This window comes from Streptomyces griseoloalbus (assembly GCA_014650015.1).
Taxonomy (GTDB): Bacteria; Actinomycetota; Actinomycetes; order Streptomycetales; family Streptomycetaceae; genus Streptomyces; species Streptomyces griseoloalbus.
In genome coordinates this window covers 1-15,823 of the sequence record BMUD01000044.1, presented here as the reverse complement: position 1 = coordinate 15,823, position 15,823 = coordinate 1, and the positions used below count along the sequence as shown (strand labels likewise).

Below are 15,823 nucleotides of genomic sequence, written 5' to 3'. Positions count from 1 at the left end.
ACGCCAGCCAGGCAGCGACCGAACCAGTGAACCTGAAACCACGTCAAACCGCCCTGACCTGCTAGTCAGCCACTCCCACGCAGCGGGGGAACCTCAGTCATGAGGTCAGACCTGTTCGGCGGCAGCCTGCCGCAGCACCAGAATCATTGATGCAATCGCGGGCAGAGCCATCGTCGAAAAACCCCATCAACGGTACGCGTGCGAGGACTGGATGCCCGGACACCACGGCGCGGGCAGCCGCCTGATCCTCGCCTACCCAGCGTGGCGCCTGCACGGGACAGCCAGCTGCCGATAGCCCCCGGCGCACGACCGCCGACGACAAGGCACCGGCCGCTGAGGCTCGCGCACGGTCATGATCAACACACAGCCCAGCCGCCTGGCCACCGCCCCGGCCCGTCCCACGCTCCGCAAGGCAGCTGCCGACCGGGCTGCTTGAGTCCGAACGACGACAATCGCGCCTTTCTGTGACGACTTCACCTGCAGACCGGGCGCGCCGAGGACGGTTATGGCACCGTGGCCTCGGGCCTGGTCCGTCACTCCCCCCGTGGTGGCGGACCAGGCCTTTACGACCGGTGCCGAAAAGCAGGCCGCCGCTCGGTGGGGCGCTGTCACGCTGTCGGGTGTGTGAGTGTCTGATGGTGGCGTCGGGGCGTGGTGGTTTGCGCTTCGTGCCTGGGGTCAGGCCGTGGTGGACCGGTCGGCAGCACCGGTGAGCACGGTGCTCGACGGAGGGTATGCCTCGCGGTGGGCCACGCCGTAAGAGCGCAGCTTGTCGGTGACGACCGCCCTCGGCGTCGAGCAGGTCTTCTTGAGTAGTTCACGCAAGAACCCCCCGGCCGAACACGGACGACCCCTCCCGGCAAACCAACCAGAAGATCGTCCCACCCGGGGCGCGGGGGCCGGGGAGCGCATGTCACCGGCTGCGGTCAAGGCCCGCCGGGTCACGGGTCTGTCCCAGCGGACGGCGGCCGCGAACAGTCGCGGAACGGTGCGGGAACCGCCGTGCCGGCTGGGCCGGCAGCGCGCCCGGCGCGGTGTGGCGCACCGTCCTCAGACCTCGTCCCTCCTGCCGGACTACGTCAGGGAGCACCGGAAGGGCGGTGCGGTGCGGACGGGGTGCGCGCCCGGCGGTGCTGTGCGCCGTACCCGTCTCCGCCTGTAACAGGGATGTAGTAGCGGGTAGCTGGGCGAAACGATGAACCGGGCCGGGCGACTCTTGGTACTCAGAGAAGCTCGCCCGTACCGACGGGCCGGCACCCGACCGATGCCGAGGATGACACCATGCGTGTCAACAAGATCACCATCGCGGCCCTGGCCGTTGTCGCGGGCCTCTCGCTCACCGCCTGCCAGAACGACGACGACGCCACGAGCCATGGCGACTCGTCCGCCGCGCCCGCATCGTCTTCTCCGAACGGCGGTTCGGGATCGGGCGGCTCGGCGCAGGGGGCCGCGAAGGACTCCGCCGGCAAGAACCCGGGCGAGGGGCAGGGCACGATTGCCGGAACCGGCTCCGACAAGGACGGCGTAATCGACAAGTGCCGCACCGACGAGCTGGAGGTAACGGCGACGGACAACACCATCGGAGGCGACCCGGGCGGCACCGTCGTGGTGGAGTTCACGAACGGCGGCGGTCGGGACTGCGCGATCTCGGGTTACGCGGGTGTCGACCTGAAGACCAGCGCGGGGGCGCTGTCCGCGAAGCGCACCGGTGAGCAGGCAAGCCCGACCGTACTCAAGGACGGTGAGTCGGTGGCCTTCGGCATCACCTACCCGATCAACGACTCGGGCGGCTCCGGCGTCCGCATCACGGGGCTGGTGGTGACCCCGCCGGACGAGACGAAGTCGGTCTCCCTCGACTGGCCGGGGGCCGCCACGCTGCCCGTCACAGACGGCTCCGGCTCCCCGGTGAAGGTCGGCCCGATCGGAAGCGCCGGCCAGGGCGGCTGACCCGCGCCGTCATCACCGAGCCCGCGCCGGCCTTCGTCGAGGACATCGACGCATGCCGCTGAGCCGCACCGCCGGTACCGAAGTCACCGTCAGAGGCGGAGTTACAGCTGGGCCCACGCCTGGCAGTACGCGACAGGCCTGCCAGGGCCGGAACTCGTGATCGACGGCCGCTACGACGCCTTCGCCAACCACTGCTGGTACGTCACCCGCTGGCTCACCGACCTCCGCGAAACCAGGCTTCCCGACGCGCGAACGGCCGAAAAGGGGGAGGCACCGGCAGGACGAACCGGACGATCACGCCCTCGGTCGAACCGGAAAAGGGCTGACCATCAAGGTCCACCTCGCCTGCGACGGCAAAGGGCGGCCTCTTGCCCCCCTCGACGCCGGGCCGGCGGCACGACAGCGTCTGCGCACGGCCCCTGCTGGAGCGGTCCGCGTCCCGCACACCGGTCTTGGCCGGCCACCTTGCCGACCCGACCATGTGATCGCGGACAAGGCTTACAACTCCCGGGGGTTCCGCGGCTACCTGCGGCAACGCGGGATCGGGCGTCGACGTGCACACGTCGACGCCCTGCCCTTCCGCGAGCTCGGTGCGGGCAGGTGTGACGCGCTGGCAGCCCTTTCCCTCCGAGTGACACCGACACGCCCGGCACCGGGCTCACCGGGGCGTCCGGCGACGCTTCCTCCGGCACGGGAAGGCGGTCTGCTGACGTCGCGCCTTCGGGCTGCTGCGGCCTTCCGGATGAAGGGCGCCGGGGACGGTGCCACCCGAACCGTTCCTGGTTTATTAATAATTAATATGTGGCGTTATCATGGGGCCGCGCCGGCATCCCCTGCGGCGCCCCACCCCGCGCGCCCGGGCGCGCCTGATGTCAAGGAGATGCCGGCATGGCGGCCTACAGCGCCCGCGGGGTGCACGGACAGGTGGTCCAGTCGCTCGGGTCGCGCATCGTGGGCGGCGCCGTGCCCGAGGGGGCCACGCTGGATGTGCGGGCGCTGGGGGAGGAGCTCGACGTCAGCCTGACCGTCATGCGCGAGTCCCTGAAGGTCCTGGCCGGCAAGGGGCTCGTCGGTGCACGGCAGAAGCGGGGCACCTTCGTCAGGGAGCGCAAGCACTGGAACCTGCTCGACGCGGACGTCATCCGCTGGTGCGTCGAGGGAGGTGTGGGCGAGGAGCTGATGCGGGACCTCGCCGACGTACGCTCCGTCATCGAGCCCGCGGCCGCCCGCCGTGCCGCCCGGCATCGGACGGACGCCGACCTCGACGCGCTGGAGGCGGCGCTCGGCCTCATGGGGCGGGCGCGAGCGGATTCGGCCGACGCCGCCGAGGCCGACGCGGCCTTCCATCGGGCGCTCCTGGCGGCGACCGGCAACGAGATGCTGGCCCGCATGGACATGTTGCTCGAACCAGGGCTGCGGGAGCGTGACCGCCTCGTCCACGCCCACGCCTTCGTCGACGACCCCGTGCCCAGTCACCGCGCCGTCCTCGACGCCGTGCGCGACCGCGACGAGGACCGGGCCGAGCGGGTCATGCTCGACCTGCTGGCGAAGGCGGTCGAGGACCTGGACCGGGTCGCCGGGCGGACGTCCTCCCGTGGGGCCCGCTGACCGGCGGTCGGCCTCTGTGATCAGTGCCTCAGGCGTGGCGCCTTGGCGCGACTCGATAATTCATATTTAATAATTCCTGGGTGTCGGTCCTGCTCGCCCAGCGCCGACACCCGCCCTGACCTGATCTGACCTGTCTTGTCCTGCCCTGTTCTGTCCGCGCCGCAGCCTTCGGAGCCGCCCATGCTGTCCACGTATCCGCAGCCCTCCGGGACAGTGCCCCGCTTCGACGGGCGCGTCGCCGTGGTCACGGGAGCGGCCGGCGGCATCGGCGCCGCGATCGCCCGGCGGCTCGCGGACGAAGGAGCCCGCGTCCTCGTAGCCGACATCGACACCACGCAGGGGGAGCGAACGGCCCGCGCCATCCGTGACGCCGGAGGGGAGGCACTCTTCCGTCCCACCGATGTGAGCGACGAGGAGTCCTGGGCCTCGGCACTCGAAGCCGTACGAGGCGCCTACGGCCCCGTCTCGCTCCTCGTCTCCAACGCCTACGCCGTACGCGTCGCCCCCGCCCACGACACGACGCTCGACCAGTGGAACCAGCAGCTCGGCGTCACCCTCACCGGCGCCTTCCTCGGCTTTCGCGCCTGCCTGGAGGATCTGCGCGCCACCCGCGGCAGCGCCGTCCTGATCTCCTCGGTGCACGCCCTCGTCGGACTGCCGGGCCGTCCCGCCTACGCCTCCGCCAAGGCCGGACTCACCGGCCTGGCCCGCCAGTTGGCCGTCGAATACGGGCCCGACGTACGGGTCAACGCCCTGCTGCCCGGACCGGTGCTCACCCGCGCCTGGGACGGCATCGGCGAGGAGGACCGGCGGCGCAGCGCCGAGCAGACCGCGGCCGGACGGCTGGGCAGCCCCGAGGAGATCGCCGGGGCCACCGCCTTCCTGCTGAGCGACGACGCCTCCTTCGTCACCGGCGCCTCACTGGTCGTCGACGGAGGCTGGAGCGCCTACAAGACCTCGTCCTGAAGATCCGCGCCCGCCCGCGGAGGGCACCCCTGCCCGGCCGTTCAAGGAGAAGCATGAAGATAACCCGCGTCGAGACCTTCGCCTTGCCGCCGCGCTGGCTGCTGTGCCGCGTCGAGACGGACGACGGCGTCGTCGGCTGGGGAGAACCGGTGGTGGAAGGTCGCGCCGCCACCGTACGCACCGCCGTGCACGAACTGGCCGGACTCCTCCTCGGACAGGACCCGTTGCGGATCGAGGATCACTGGCAGACCATGACCAAGGGGTCGTTCTACCGCGGCGGACCGGTCCTCTCCAGCGCGGTCGCCGGACTCGACCAGGCGCTGTGGGACATCGCGGGCAAGGTCTACGGCGCCCCCGTGCACCAACTGCTCGGCGGCCCCGTGCGCGACCGCGTACGCGCCTACACCTGGGTCGGCGGCGACGAACCCACCCAGATCGCCGAGGCCGTGCGCGCGCAGGTGGAGGCCGGATTCAGCGCGGTGAAGATGAACGCCTGCGGGCGGATGAACCGGCTGGCGACCACCCGCGACATCGACGAGGTCGTCTCCCGCGCCGCCGCCGCCCGTGAGGCGCTCGGCGACGACCGGGACTTCGCCGTCGACTTCCACGGCAGGTTCACCGTCGCCAACGCCGCCAAGGTGCTTCCCCACCTGGCCCCGTTCAACCCGCTGTTCGTCGAGGAGCCCGTGCTCCCCGAGTACACCCACCGGCTGCGCGACCTCGTGCCGGTCTCCCCGGTGCCGCTGGCCACAGGGGAGCGCCTCTACTCGCGCACCGAGGTGCTCCCCGCCCTGCTGGCCGGGGTGGCGGTCGTCCAGCCGGACCTGTCCCACGCGGGCGGCATCTCCGAGGTCCGCCGGATCGCCACACTCGCCGAGACCTTCGACGTACTCCTCGCGCCGCACTGCCCGCTGGGACCGGTGTCGCTCGCCGCCAGCCTGCAAGTGGCCTTCAGCACGCCGAACTTCCTCATCCAGGAACAGAGCATAGGCATCCACTACAACGTGGGCGCAGGCCCGCTGGACTACCTCGTGGACACCACGCCGCTGCGCTTCCACGACGGCGATCTGCTGCGGACCACGGCCCCCGGCCTGGGCATCGACGTGGACGAGAAGGCGGTCCGCGCCGCCGACGACACCGCCGCCGACTGGCACAACCCCGTGTGGCGGCACGCCGACGGCTCCTTCGCCGAATGGTGACTCCCACCCGCCCCCGACCGTCCTGGACGTGACCATGAAGCCCTCGCACACCGTGAACACCGACCCCTTCTCCGCCATGCTCCGGCGCACCCGGCTGGCCGCCATCGTGCGCGGCTCGGACGCCGACGCCGCGCTGCGCACGGTTCTGGCCCTGCTGGACGAGGGCGTGGCCCTCGTGGAGGTCTCCCTCAACACCACCGACGCCCTCGGTGTCATCCGCCGGGCCGTCGCCGAGGCCGGCCCCGCCGCCCGGGTCGGGGCGGGCACCGTGCTCACCGAGGACGAGGTGGCCCGCGCGCGAGAAGCAGGCGCGACCTGGATCGTGACCCCCGCGCTCAGCGAGTCCGTGGCCGCCTCGGTCCGGGCCGGACTGCCGGTCCTGGCCGGAGCCCTCACCCCGACCGAGGCCGTCGCCGCCCGCCGGGCCGGAGCCGACGCCGTCAAGCTCTTCCCGGCCTCGCTCGGCGGCCCCTCCTACCTCAAGGCCCTGCGCGACCCCTTCCCCGACCTGCCCCTGGTGCCGGTCGGCGGCGTGGACCTCACCAGCGCCGGACAGTACCTCGCGTACGGCGCCGTCGCGGTCGGCGTCGGCTCACCGCTGGTGGGCGACGCCGCGCACGGCGGCGACCTGGACGCCCTGCGCGTCCGCGCCCGGCGCTACGTCACGGCCTGCGCCGCCGTTCCCGAGGGGGAGCGGGCATGAGCGCCGTACCGCAGACCGCCTCCGGACCCGTCGACGTACTCACGTTCGGCGAGACCATGCTCGCCGCGCAGTTGCCCGGACCGCTAAGTGTCGGCGCCCCGGCCCGGACCACCATCGCCGGCGCCGAGTCCAACGTGGCCATCGGCCTGGCCAGGCTGGGCCACCGGGCCGCCTGGGCGGGCCTGGTCGGTGACGACGAGCCCGGCCGCCTGATCCTGCGCACCCTCCGCGGTGAGGGCGTCGACACCACCCACGCCGGCATCCGCCCCGAGGCGCACACCGGCGGCATGCTCCGCGAGCGGCGCGTCGCCGACCTGGTGCGCGTGCACTACTGGCGACGCCACTCCGCCGCCTCCCTGCTCACCTCCGCCGACCTCGCCCCCGCCCTCGCCGCCGGTGCCCGCGCCCTGCACCTGACCGGCATCACCTGCGCCCTCGGCCCCGGCCCGCTGGAGGCGGTACGGGAGGCCGCCGCCCACGCGCACGCCCACGGACGGACCGTCGTCCTGGACGTCAACCACCGCGGGCATCTCTGGCCGGCCGCGGAGGCGGGCCGAGCCCTGCTCCCACTGCTGCCGCACGTCACCGTGCTGATCGCCTCGGACGACGAACTGCCGGTGGCCACCCATGCCCTCGCCGACCGGCCCGAGGAGGAGGAGGCCGTCGACGCGCTGCTGGAGGCCGGGGTCCGGGAAGTGGTCGTCAAGCGCGGGGGAGAAGGGGCCGCCTTCCGTGACCGGGACGGCTCCCGGTACGCGCTGCCGGCCCTGCGGGTGCCGGTACGCGACACGGTGGGCGCCGGTGACGCGTTCTGCGCCGGGTACCTCTCCGGCCTGCTCGACGGCCTGCCGCCGGACGAACGCCTCGCCCGCGCCAACACGCTCGGGGCCTTCGCCGTCGCCTCGGACGGCGACTGGGAGGGCCTGCCCCGCCGCGACGAGCTGTCCCTGCTCGCCGCGGCCCCGGGAACCGCGATCCGCTGACCCGCCCGCCCACGACCACCGGGAGCGCCTCACCATGACCGACCTGACACCCCTGGACCCACTGGACCGCCTGGACCTCGGTGAGGGCATCCGCTGGGTCGACGGCCGGCTCGTCTGCGTCGACATCCTCACGGGCCGTCTCCTGACGCCCGACGAGGACGGCACCGCCCCGCTGCGCACCCTGGCCCGGCTCGACGTCCCGCTGGGCGCGGTCGCCCCGGCCGCCGGCCGGCCCGGCACGTGGATCGCGGCGGCCGGCACCGGCGTCTGCCTGCTGTCCTCCGGCACGGACCCCCAGTGGCTGGCCCGCCCTGAGCGGGACGCACCGACCCCCATGCGCATGAACGACGGATGCGCCGACCCGCACGGCCGGTTCTGGGCCGGGAGCATGGCGTACGACGGGACACCGGACGCGGGCTCCCTGTACCGGGTCGGCCCGGACGGCACGGTCACCCGGGTCCTCGGCGGCCTCACCGTCCCCAACGGCCCCGCGTTCGACCGCGACGGGACCACCATGTACCTGGCGGACAGCGCCCGCGGGATCGTGCGGCGCCACCCCGTGGACCCGCGGGACGGCGGCCTCGGCCCGGGCGAGGAGTTCGCCCGGGCCGAGACCGGCAGTCCCGACGGCATGGCCGTGGACGCCGAGGGAGCCCTGTGGGTGGCGGTGTGGGGAGCCGGCGAGGTCCGTCGCTATCGGCCCGACGGCACCCTGGACACCGTGCTGCGCCTGCCGGTGGCCCAGCCCGCGGGCGTCTGCCTCGGCGACGACGACCGACGCACCCTCTACGTCACCACGGCGCGGGTGGGACTCGCCGCGCCCGGACCGCTCGACGGAGCGGTGTTCCGGGGCCGGGTCGACGTGCCCGGCCTGCCGACGGCCGCCTACGGGTCCCCGTCGGCCTGACCGCCGCCGTGTGCCCGGCACACCCCGTGCACCGGTGCCATTGCCCCGCATGGCACCGGTGCACGGGTGCGCCGGGCCGGTCAGGGTGCCGCCACCGCCACCGAGCCCAGCACGTCCTGGCCGCGGCGCACCTCCAGACGTACGGTGCCGGAGGCGGCCGGCACCGCGGCGTCCAGGGCCAGCGGCACGCCCGCCGCACAGACGCCGAGTTCCCGCCGCCACAGCACCCGGCCGGCCGCGTCCAGCAGCAAGAGGGACGCGTCACCACTGCCCGACGGCACACACATGCCGGTCACTGTCCCCTCGGCGAACGCGAGGGGCGCGCTCCACCAGGCGTGTCGGCCCACCGAGGTCACCGCACCCAGACGGGGACCGAGCGACATCGTGCCGTCCAGGCGGGCCGACTCCCCGGGGGCCAGCTCCCGGCAGGGGCCGAGTGCCTCGCACTCCACGACCCGGTGGCTCGGCCGCAGACCGCCGAGGTGCACCAGCGGTGCGGGGAGCGGATGCTCCATCCAGACCTCGACCCGCGACCCGCCGTCGGGATACGCGGCGGTGGGGTCGACGGGGAAGCGGTAGGTCCAGGTACCGGCCGGGCCGACGTGGGCGATCCACCCGGCCGCGTCGGGGAAGCCGACCTTGCCGACGACGTCCTGCGCCGGGACGTGCAGGACGTCGCCGTGGCGCTCGACGCGCGGCCGTCCGGTGCCCGCGACCAGGTCCACGGTGTCCGGCGCGCCCGACCCGGCCGTCCCCAGCCAGACCCCGTCGCCCGGCCGCCGCACGGGACGGCCCGGCAACTGGGTCACGTTCCACAGTGCCCAGCGCACGTTCTTCGCCGAGACGTTCCGGGCGGTCAGCCGTAGCGCGAAGTCGCATCGGCCGGCCGCGAGCGTGATCCGGCGGGTGAGCCGCAGCCCGGTACGCGGGTCGTCGCCGCTGGTGAGTGTGATGTCGGCGCGCGACCCGTCGTCCGCCACGTCCACCGCGCAGGCGTACGCCCCCGAGTCCAGCACCGGGTCCGGAGGCCCCGCCCACTCCCCGGGCCCCGACCAGCCCTGCGGGGCCGGCCAGGTCTTGTCGCCGCCCCAGTTGCGCCAGGCCGACATCGGGCCGTCGTGCGGCCCCACGGCCCGAAGGTCCCGGACGTTGAGCGCGTCGTCGAGCAGGGCCGGGTCCCGGTGCAGGAACTCCCGCCCGTCACGGACCGCCGACAGGATGCGGCCGCCCAGCGCCGGAGCGAGAACCAGGCGGATCAGGCCGTTGTCCACCTCCACGACCTCATGCCCGGCACGGGCCCGGCGGACGGCACGGACCCGGGCCGCGCCCGGGTGCTCCACGGCTGCGGATGGGCTGCTCACTGGTGTACTCCTCCGTACTCCTCGTTGGAACGGGACCGGACGGCAGCGGTGCGGTCCGCTGCCGTCCGGCTGGGCGAAAGGGGGGGAGGGCCGTCGGCCGGGCGCGTCAGTCCTCGAAGACGAGGCAGACCTTGCCCGCGGCGCGGCCCGCCGCGGCCCGGTACGCCTGATCCGCCTCGGCGAGCGGGAAACGGTCGCTGACCAGCCGCTCGGGGTGCAGTCCCTGCCGGGCCAGCAGCTCCGCCAGGCGGGTCATGCCCGGGACGGAGGTGACCCAGGACCCGGAGATCAGCACCTGCTTGTGCAGGACGTCGTCCGAGACGTCCAGTGTCATCTGCCCGCCCTCGCCGACCAGAGCGAGCCGGCCGCGCACACGCAGGGCCTTCAGCGCGAGGGAGCGGGCGGCGGGGTGGCCGGAGCAGTCCACGGCCGCCTCCACACCGGTGCCGCCGGTCAGCTCCAGCACCCGGTCCAGTGGTCCGGCGGCGGAGTCGAGCACCTCGTCGAACAGACCGAGGGAGCGGGCCCACTCCATCCGCTCGGGGACCACCTCGGCGCCGTACACGGTCCGCACGCCCAGGGCCCGGGCGACCAGCGCGGCGGCCGCGCCGACCGGGCCCAGCCCGGTGACCAGCAGCCGGTCCGCGCCGCTCAACGCGATGCGGGTGAGCGCCTCGTAGACCGTGCCGATGCCGCAGGCGATGAACGCGCCGTCGACATACGTCAGCGGCTCGGGCAGCGGGACGCAGGTGTTCTCCTCGGCGAGGAGGTAGGGGGCGTGGCCGCCGTCGCGCTGCCATCCGTACGCCGCGCGGGACTCGGCGGTGCAGCCGATGAAGTAGCCGCGGGCGCACTCGTCGCACTGGCCGCAGCCAGAGATGTGGTAGACGGCGACCCGGTCGCCGGGCTTGAGCCGCTTGCAGCCGGGACCAACCTCGACCACCTCGCCGGCCGGTTCGTGGCCGGCCACCACACCGTCGTAGCGGGCGCCGCCCTCGCCGATGTGGCCGTTGTAGATGTAGTGGATGTCGCTGCCGCAGATCCCCGAGGCTCGCGTGCGCAGCACGACCTGACCGTGGCCGGGCCGGGGCCGGGGCGTCCCGCGCAGGTCGACGGTCCCGTCGCCGGGCAGGAAGGCGCCGGTCATCGTGGCGGTGCCGGTGTGTGTGCTCATCATGTTCCTCGTTGTTCCGTACTACGTGCGGGCGGGCGGTGTCAGGACGACTTGAGTTCTCCCCGGGAGGCGGGCGCCGCCGGAACGGCGCCACCGGCGCGGCGCGACCTCGGGTCCTCGGGGACGTCCAGGTAGCGCCAGGTGAGCAGGGCGCCGGCCAGGTACATGCAGATGTAGACGATGACGACGCCGGTGTGGCCCACGAGCGGGTCCACGACCGAGTACGTCAGAGGCCCGACGAAGGTGGAGAGCCCCGCGGCCAGGCTGTAGATGCCCATGGCGTTGCCCTTGTCCTCCTCGGGCACCAGGGACGGCAGCAGCGCGGACAGCGGGATGTACCCGGCGAGCATGATGCCGTAGACGACCGTGGCCAGCAGCGCCACCGCGTAGTTGCCCGGCGCCAGCTGGGGCACCCAGTACACGAGCGCCACGCCGAGCGCGCAGCCGACACCGCCGGCCCAGGCGATGGTGTCGCGCCAGCCCAGCCGGTCGCTGAGCCGGCCGAAGAAGGGATCGGCGAGGATGCCGATGACTCCCATGAAGGTGACCAGCGCCAGGTACTTCGACTCGCTGATGCCGATGTCGTCGGTGAAGAACGACGGAAGGAAGACGAAGAACCCGAAGTACGGGGTCGTGTTGATCATCCGGACCACCGCGGCGATCCCGGTGCGCGGGTGGCGCTTCAGCACGCTGACACCGCGGACCAGTTCCGACCGCAGGGAGAAGCCCGGGGCCGTGGTGTCCACCATGGGCCGCTTGCCGCGGGCCTCGTGCACGGCGAAGGAGCCGATCACCGCGCCGACCGTGACCAGCGCCAGGGAGAGCCAGAAGGTGGCGTAGGCGCCGACCAGCGGGATGCTGACGGCGGCGATGGCGGAACCGATGGTCGGCAGCCCCGCGCTGTAGGCGAACCAGAACCAGCCGGCGGCAGACCCGCGCAGCTCCTTGCGGGCGGTGAGCTGGATCCACAGCAGGAACGCGTAGGCGAACAGCGGGTAGGCGATGCCGCGCAGTCCGTAGAAGACGTACACGAGCACCTGGTTGTGGCTGGGTAGCGCCACGGTGAGGAAGAGGACCTCGAAGACGATCCAGAGCACGGCGCCGATCCGCATCACGCGGCGCGGTCCCCACAGGTTGGACAGGGCGCCGGAGAGCCAGGAGCCGAGCGCGACGAAGGCCCCGTAGACGCTGATGACGAGGCCCGCGCCGGACGAGGTGAAGCCGCTGTCGCGCAGGTACGGCTCCAGGTAGTTGGACTCGACACCGTCACCGATCATGAAGATCAGGACCGCGACATATCCCCACATCAGGGGGCGGGGGATGCCTATGCGCTCCACCCATGGCAGCGCGCTGCGCGGCACCGTCGGCGCGCCGGGGGCTGTGCTCATCGAAGTTCCTTCCTGGGCCCGAGACAGGCCGGGGACGTAGCCGGAAGCGGCAAGCGCAGCCATTAAATATGAATTAATCTGGAGTTTCAATGGTGGTGCCGGTCACACGGCGCGATGACGTGCGCGCTCTCGTCACGGCCGCCGCGCAGCCGCCGCGGCTCGCCGTCGGCCCCGGGCTCCCGCATGTGCTCCTCCGGGTGGAGCGGCCATTCATTGCCCGTGGTCCGCGCGCCGTGCGGAGCGCGAGGGCGGGGCTCGCCAGCGCTGTCGCGCTCGGGCTGTGCCCCGCGGGCGCGACCTCCCGCAGGGACGGCAACCTCGGCCGCCTCCTGGCCCCGTATGGCGGCACCTTCGTCGCCGGGACAATTCGCCTGGGGCATGGTCGCCGACGGCTGCCGCCGACCGGTCGTCGAGGACTCCGCAGGGTGCCCAAGAAGACTGGCTTCGCGTGTACAGGCAGGGCCGGCGTACCAGCGTCACATGCCCATCGCGGCCGCGAACTCGGCATAGCGGTATGGAGATATGTCATCCGTCACCCGCGCGCGCACGCGCGGTGAAATACGAGCGGTGAAACCTGGCCGCTCGCGGATCCTTGAGTTGTCCTGGTCGGGCGCGACCGGTCGGGTGATTCGGCCGTTCGTGAGGGTGTGAGTACTCGGCCGCTGGAGTGGGGGTTCGGCTCCGGACAGACCTGCTGGCGCCGCCTGGAGCGGTGGCAGCAGGCCGATGTCTTCGACCAATTCCACCACCGGATCGTGCTCGGTGAGCTCAACGCGGCCGGCGAACTCGACTGGTCACGGGCCTGCGCGGATGGTTCCCACATCAGGGCGAAAAAGGGGGTGCCGACACCGGTCCGTCGCCGGTCGACCGGCGCAAGACGGGCAGCGGACACCACCTGATCCGCGACGCACGCGGCATCCCGCTCAAGGTCATCACCACCGCGGCCGACGTCAACGACGTCACCCAGACCCTCGTGTTTGTAAGCACTTCTGTGGGGTCCACCGCGGGAGTGTGTTTGGGGTCCAGGGACGTACGGATTTGATTTGGCTCCACTGCTGTCGACGTAGACCTCTATGTGCTCGGAGAGCAGCCGAGGGCTCAGCTCCCGTGCTGGTTCAGGCTCCGCAGGCGAGGGCGGTCCCCGACGTAATTCGGAGGCGATTCGGGCAAGGGATGCGGAACACTTCGCCAGGTGATGCTGATGCAGCCCGTCGTGGAGATAGTTACCCCAGACAGCTTCGGCCTCTGGCCTGTCGCTGAGACGGAGCGTTTCAGCTTCTTGGCACTCAGCGGTGAGCTCTCGCCTGCCGAGGTCGGGACGGCGGTGATGGGCATCTGCGTCTGCAATGACATGGACCCCGACGGCGACCGCCCACCACGGCCGGCCGACCCGCTTGGCTCTTTCCTGCACGGACTGGTGACCTTCGACACCCCTTTCGCATCTGGCGGCCTGCGAGTCACGGACCAATCCACGGGCATCACCTTCCTGCCCGGCTGCTGCGACGGGTTGGAGGACTGGCACGACTGGCACCAGATTGTCGACGGCGGCCGCACGCTCTGGTTCGGCCACGACCCCCAGTCATCAGCTGCGGAGCGCTTCGGCGACACCGTCCGGCTCACCGTCGATGCCGAGCAGAGCGACAGCCCGGTGATCGAAGTGTCCGTGCCCAAGATCCGTCACCTGCTCGCCGGCGCCGAACGCGATCTGACCAACTTCCTCACGTTGGCAGCCGACTGGCTTTCTCAGCAGATGCCTGACCATGCCACCCTCGTCACCGCCTCCCTGGCCCGCCTTCTCGGGCTGCCCGTGCCGGCCTTGCCATCAAAGCCGTAGGTCGACGGCTCGGCGACGTGCCCACGTTGGAGTGAATGCGATGGGCCGTCCGCTGAACAGCGACAGGGTGTCCCCGTTGATCACGGTCATGTCGGGGCCGTGGTGTTGGGTCACGGTCGTGTCGGGAGGCCGGGGTGGGTTTGTCGCGTGTCGATCTGTTCGCGAGCATCCGTCGGGACAAGCGTCTCGATGAGACGCTCTCGCAGCGGGTGCTGGCGGAGAAGTACGGCGTTCATCGCCGCACGGTCAAGCAGGCGTTGGAGTCCGCGCTGCCGCCTCCCAGAAGAACGCCGAAGCCGCGGGTGTCGGTCCTGGAGTCGGCCAAGCCGTGGATCGACGCCATGCTGCGGGAGGACCTGACCGCGCCGCGCAAGCAGAAGCACACTGCCCGGCGGGTCTGGCAACGCCTTGCGGCCGAGTACGGCTTCGGCCTTGCCTCGTACTCGACGGTCTGCGATTACGTGGCCCTGCGCCGGTCGGAGATCGAGACGGAGGCTCGCGCGGGACGCGCCCACCTGGAGGGGATGGTTCCGCAGATCCACCTGCCCGGCGAGGAAGCGGAGGTGGACTTCGCCGAAGTGTGGGTGCGGCTGGCGGGATAGTGGTCAAGTGCCACCTGTTCACCTTGCGGCTTTCGTACTCGGGCAAGGCAGTGCACCGGGTCTTCGCTTCCCAGGCCCAGGAATCGTTCCTGGAAGGCCACGTCGCGGCGTTCAACGCGCTGGGCGGGATCCCGTCCCGGCACATCCGTTACGACAACCTCAAGCCGGCGGTCCGGCAGGTCTGCACGGGCCGCAGCCGGGTGGAATCGGAGCGGTGGGTCGCCTTCCGATCGCACTACGGCTTCGACGCGTTCTACTGCATGCCGGGCGAGGACGGCGCCCACGAGAAGGGCGGGGTCGAGCAGGAAGGCGGCCGGTTCCGGCGCACGCACCTGGTCCCGGTCCCCGAGGTCGCCTCGTTGGAAGAGCTCAACGAGAAGATCGCCCACATCGACGTGGCCGAGGACGATCGGATCCTCCACGGCCGTCTGACCTCGATCGGCTTCAACTTCGTGACCGAGACGGACTCGCTGGCACCGCTGCCGTTCGAGGACTTCGAGTGCGGGATCACCCTCACTCCGAAGGTCGACCGGACCAGCCGGATCACGGTCCGCCAGTGCCATTACTCGGTGCCGGCCCGCTTCATCGGCCAGAACGTGCGGGTGCTGCTGCGGGGCAACGAGCTGCTGGTCTTCGAACGACGCGAGGTAGTGGCCCGTCACCCCCGGCTGACGAAACGGCACGACTTCCGCGACGAACTCGACCACTACCTGGAAATCCTGATGGTAAAGCCCGGGGCCCTGGCCGGATCAACGGCCCTGGCCGCCGCCCGCCAGGGCGGCGTCTTCACCGAGGTCCACGAAGCGTTCTGGGCCGCTGCCCGCACCGCCCACGGCGACGCGGCGGGCACGCGTCTGCTGATCGAGGTCCTGCTGCTGCACCGGCGGATGCCCGCCGAAGCCGTTCAGCGGGGGATGGCCGCGGCGATCAGGGCGGGCTCGACCAGCGTGGACGTGGTGGCCATCGAGGCCCGCCGGGCCAAGGCCGACACACTCGAACCGGCTGCCCCTGACGACGCGGACGAGCAGCTGCCCTGGACCGGACCGGGCGCCCATGGTCAAGACGGAGTGCCTCCGCGGAAGAACCTTCGACACCAGAGCCGAGGCCAACCTCGCGCTCTTCGAGTACTTCGACGGCTTCTACAACCCCCG

14 protein-coding genes and 2 pseudogenes are annotated in these 15,823 nt (G+C 71.9%); 12 read left to right on the top strand and 4 right to left on the bottom strand.

The window, feature by feature from the left end; all coding sequences use genetic code 11:
• Positions 1–706: 706 nt before the first annotated feature.
• A pseudogene (locus tag IE178_RS36505) lies at positions 707–825 on the bottom strand (IS6 family transposase); the annotation flags it as partial.
• Positions 826–1,281: 456 nt separating this feature from the next.
• On the opposite strand from IE178_RS36505, the gene IE178_RS34490 reads away from it, so the two are divergent.
• The 7 genes from IE178_RS34490 (at position 1,282) to IE178_RS34460 (ending at position 8,313) form a co-directional block, all read left to right on the top strand.
• Positions 1,282–1,947 (top strand): DUF4232 domain-containing protein, encoded by a 666-nt coding sequence (locus IE178_RS34490; protein WP_193514995.1) that lies wholly within the window; start codon positions 1,282–1,284, stop codon positions 1,945–1,947.
• A gap of 888 nt (positions 1,948–2,835) precedes the next feature.
• Positions 2,836–3,555: a FadR/GntR family transcriptional regulator gene (locus tag IE178_RS34485; protein WP_193514994.1), complete on the top strand. Its 720-nt coding sequence runs from the start codon at positions 2,836–2,838 to the stop codon at positions 3,553–3,555.
• A gap of 180 nt (positions 3,556–3,735) precedes the next feature.
• A complete protein-coding gene (locus tag IE178_RS34480; protein ID WP_184764780.1) occupies positions 3,736–4,521 on the top strand; it encodes an SDR family NAD(P)-dependent oxidoreductase in 786 nt (261 codons plus the stop codon).
• Between the two features lie 53 nt (positions 4,522–4,574).
• A complete protein-coding gene (gene dgoD, locus IE178_RS34475; RefSeq protein WP_184764779.1) occupies positions 4,575–5,720 on the top strand; it encodes a galactonate dehydratase in 1,146 nt (381 codons plus the stop codon).
• 34 nt (positions 5,721–5,754) lie between these two features.
• The gene (locus IE178_RS34470) at positions 5,755–6,423 is read left to right on the top strand and encodes a bifunctional 4-hydroxy-2-oxoglutarate aldolase/2-dehydro-3-deoxy-phosphogluconate aldolase (protein ID WP_184764895.1); all 669 of its coding nucleotides are present in this window, start codon (positions 5,755–5,757) and stop codon (positions 6,421–6,423) included.
• The gene (locus IE178_RS34465; RefSeq protein WP_193514993.1) at positions 6,420–7,406 is read left to right on the top strand and encodes a sugar kinase; all 987 of its coding nucleotides are present in this window, start codon (positions 6,420–6,422) and stop codon (positions 7,404–7,406) included. Before IE178_RS34470 ends, IE178_RS34465 begins: the two co-directional genes overlap by 4 nt.
• 34 nt (positions 7,407–7,440) lie before the next feature.
• Positions 7,441–8,313, top strand: coding sequence for an SMP-30/gluconolactonase/LRE family protein (locus tag IE178_RS34460; RefSeq protein ID WP_193514992.1), 873 nt, complete (start codon positions 7,441–7,443; stop codon positions 8,311–8,313).
• 80 nt (positions 8,314–8,393) lie between these two features.
• Here IE178_RS34460 and IE178_RS34455 read toward each other — a convergent pair whose 3' ends face one another.
• From IE178_RS34455 to IE178_RS34445, 3 genes are all read right to left on the bottom strand, one after another.
• Positions 8,394–9,674, bottom strand: coding sequence for a DUF4380 domain-containing protein (locus tag IE178_RS34455; RefSeq protein WP_318280409.1), 1,281 nt, complete (start codon positions 9,672–9,674; stop codon positions 8,394–8,396).
• 106 nt (positions 9,675–9,780) lie between these two features.
• The gene (locus IE178_RS34450; protein WP_229875891.1) at positions 9,781–10,848 is read right to left on the bottom strand and encodes a zinc-dependent alcohol dehydrogenase family protein; all 1,068 of its coding nucleotides are present in this window, start codon (positions 10,846–10,848) and stop codon (positions 9,781–9,783) included.
• Between the two features lie 41 nt (positions 10,849–10,889).
• Positions 10,890–12,236 carry an MFS transporter gene (locus IE178_RS34445; RefSeq protein ID WP_184764775.1) on the bottom strand — a complete coding sequence of 449 codons (1,347 nt, stop codon included), beginning with the start codon at positions 12,234–12,236 and terminating at the stop codon, positions 10,890–10,892.
• A gap of 647 nt (positions 12,237–12,883) precedes the next feature.
• Here IE178_RS34445 and IE178_RS34440 point away from each other — a divergent pair.
• From IE178_RS34440 to IE178_RS37080, 5 genes and pseudogenes are all read left to right on the top strand, one after another.
• Positions 12,884–13,135 (top strand): hypothetical protein, encoded by a 252-nt coding sequence (locus IE178_RS34440; RefSeq protein ID WP_193514991.1) that lies wholly within the window; start codon positions 12,884–12,886, stop codon positions 13,133–13,135.
• A gap of 296 nt (positions 13,136–13,431) precedes the next feature.
• The gene (locus tag IE178_RS34435) at positions 13,432–14,070 is read left to right on the top strand and encodes a hypothetical protein (protein WP_318280410.1); all 639 of its coding nucleotides are present in this window, start codon (positions 13,432–13,434) and stop codon (positions 14,068–14,070) included.
• 134 nt (positions 14,071–14,204) lie between these two features.
• Positions 14,205–14,672, top strand: coding sequence for a hypothetical protein (locus IE178_RS34430; protein ID WP_193514989.1), 468 nt, complete (start codon positions 14,205–14,207; stop codon positions 14,670–14,672).
• A 260-nt stretch (positions 14,673–14,932) separates the two neighbouring features.
• Positions 14,933–15,346 (top strand): annotated as a pseudogene (locus IE178_RS37085) (Mu transposase domain-containing protein); the annotation flags it as partial.
• Positions 15,347–15,725: 379 nt separating this feature from the next.
• The coding region (locus IE178_RS37080; RefSeq protein ID WP_193514988.1) for an IS3 family transposase at positions 15,726–15,823 on the top strand (98 nt) is incomplete at its 3' end.

What these genes read in the sequence shown, in the direction of transcription:
- IE178_RS34445 (WP_184764775.1), bottom strand. Translation starts at nt 12,236, where the DNA reads ATGAGCACAGCCCCCGGCGCGCCGACGGTGCCGCGCAGCGCGCTGCCA.
- IE178_RS34490 (WP_193514995.1), top strand. Translation starts at nt 1,282, where the DNA reads ATGCGTGTCAACAAGATCACCATCGCGGCCCTGGCCGTTGTCGCGGGC.
- IE178_RS34435 (WP_318280410.1), top strand. Translation starts at nt 13,432, where the DNA reads ATGCTGATGCAGCCCGTCGTGGAGATAGTTACCCCAGACAGCTTCGGC.
- IE178_RS34460 (WP_193514992.1), top strand. Translation starts at nt 7,441, where the DNA reads ATGACCGACCTGACACCCCTGGACCCACTGGACCGCCTGGACCTCGGT.
- IE178_RS34470 (WP_184764895.1), top strand. Translation starts at nt 5,755, where the DNA reads ATGAAGCCCTCGCACACCGTGAACACCGACCCCTTCTCCGCCATGCTC.
- IE178_RS34485 (WP_193514994.1), top strand. Translation starts at nt 2,836, where the DNA reads ATGGCGGCCTACAGCGCCCGCGGGGTGCACGGACAGGTGGTCCAGTCG.
- IE178_RS34480 (WP_184764780.1), top strand. Translation starts at nt 3,736, where the DNA reads ATGCTGTCCACGTATCCGCAGCCCTCCGGGACAGTGCCCCGCTTCGAC.
- IE178_RS34450 (WP_229875891.1), bottom strand. Translation starts at nt 10,848, where the DNA reads ATGAGCACACACACCGGCACCGCCACGATGACCGGCGCCTTCCTGCCC.
- dgoD (WP_184764779.1), top strand. Translation starts at nt 4,575, where the DNA reads ATGAAGATAACCCGCGTCGAGACCTTCGCCTTGCCGCCGCGCTGGCTG.
- IE178_RS34465 (WP_193514993.1), top strand. Translation starts at nt 6,420, where the DNA reads ATGAGCGCCGTACCGCAGACCGCCTCCGGACCCGTCGACGTACTCACG.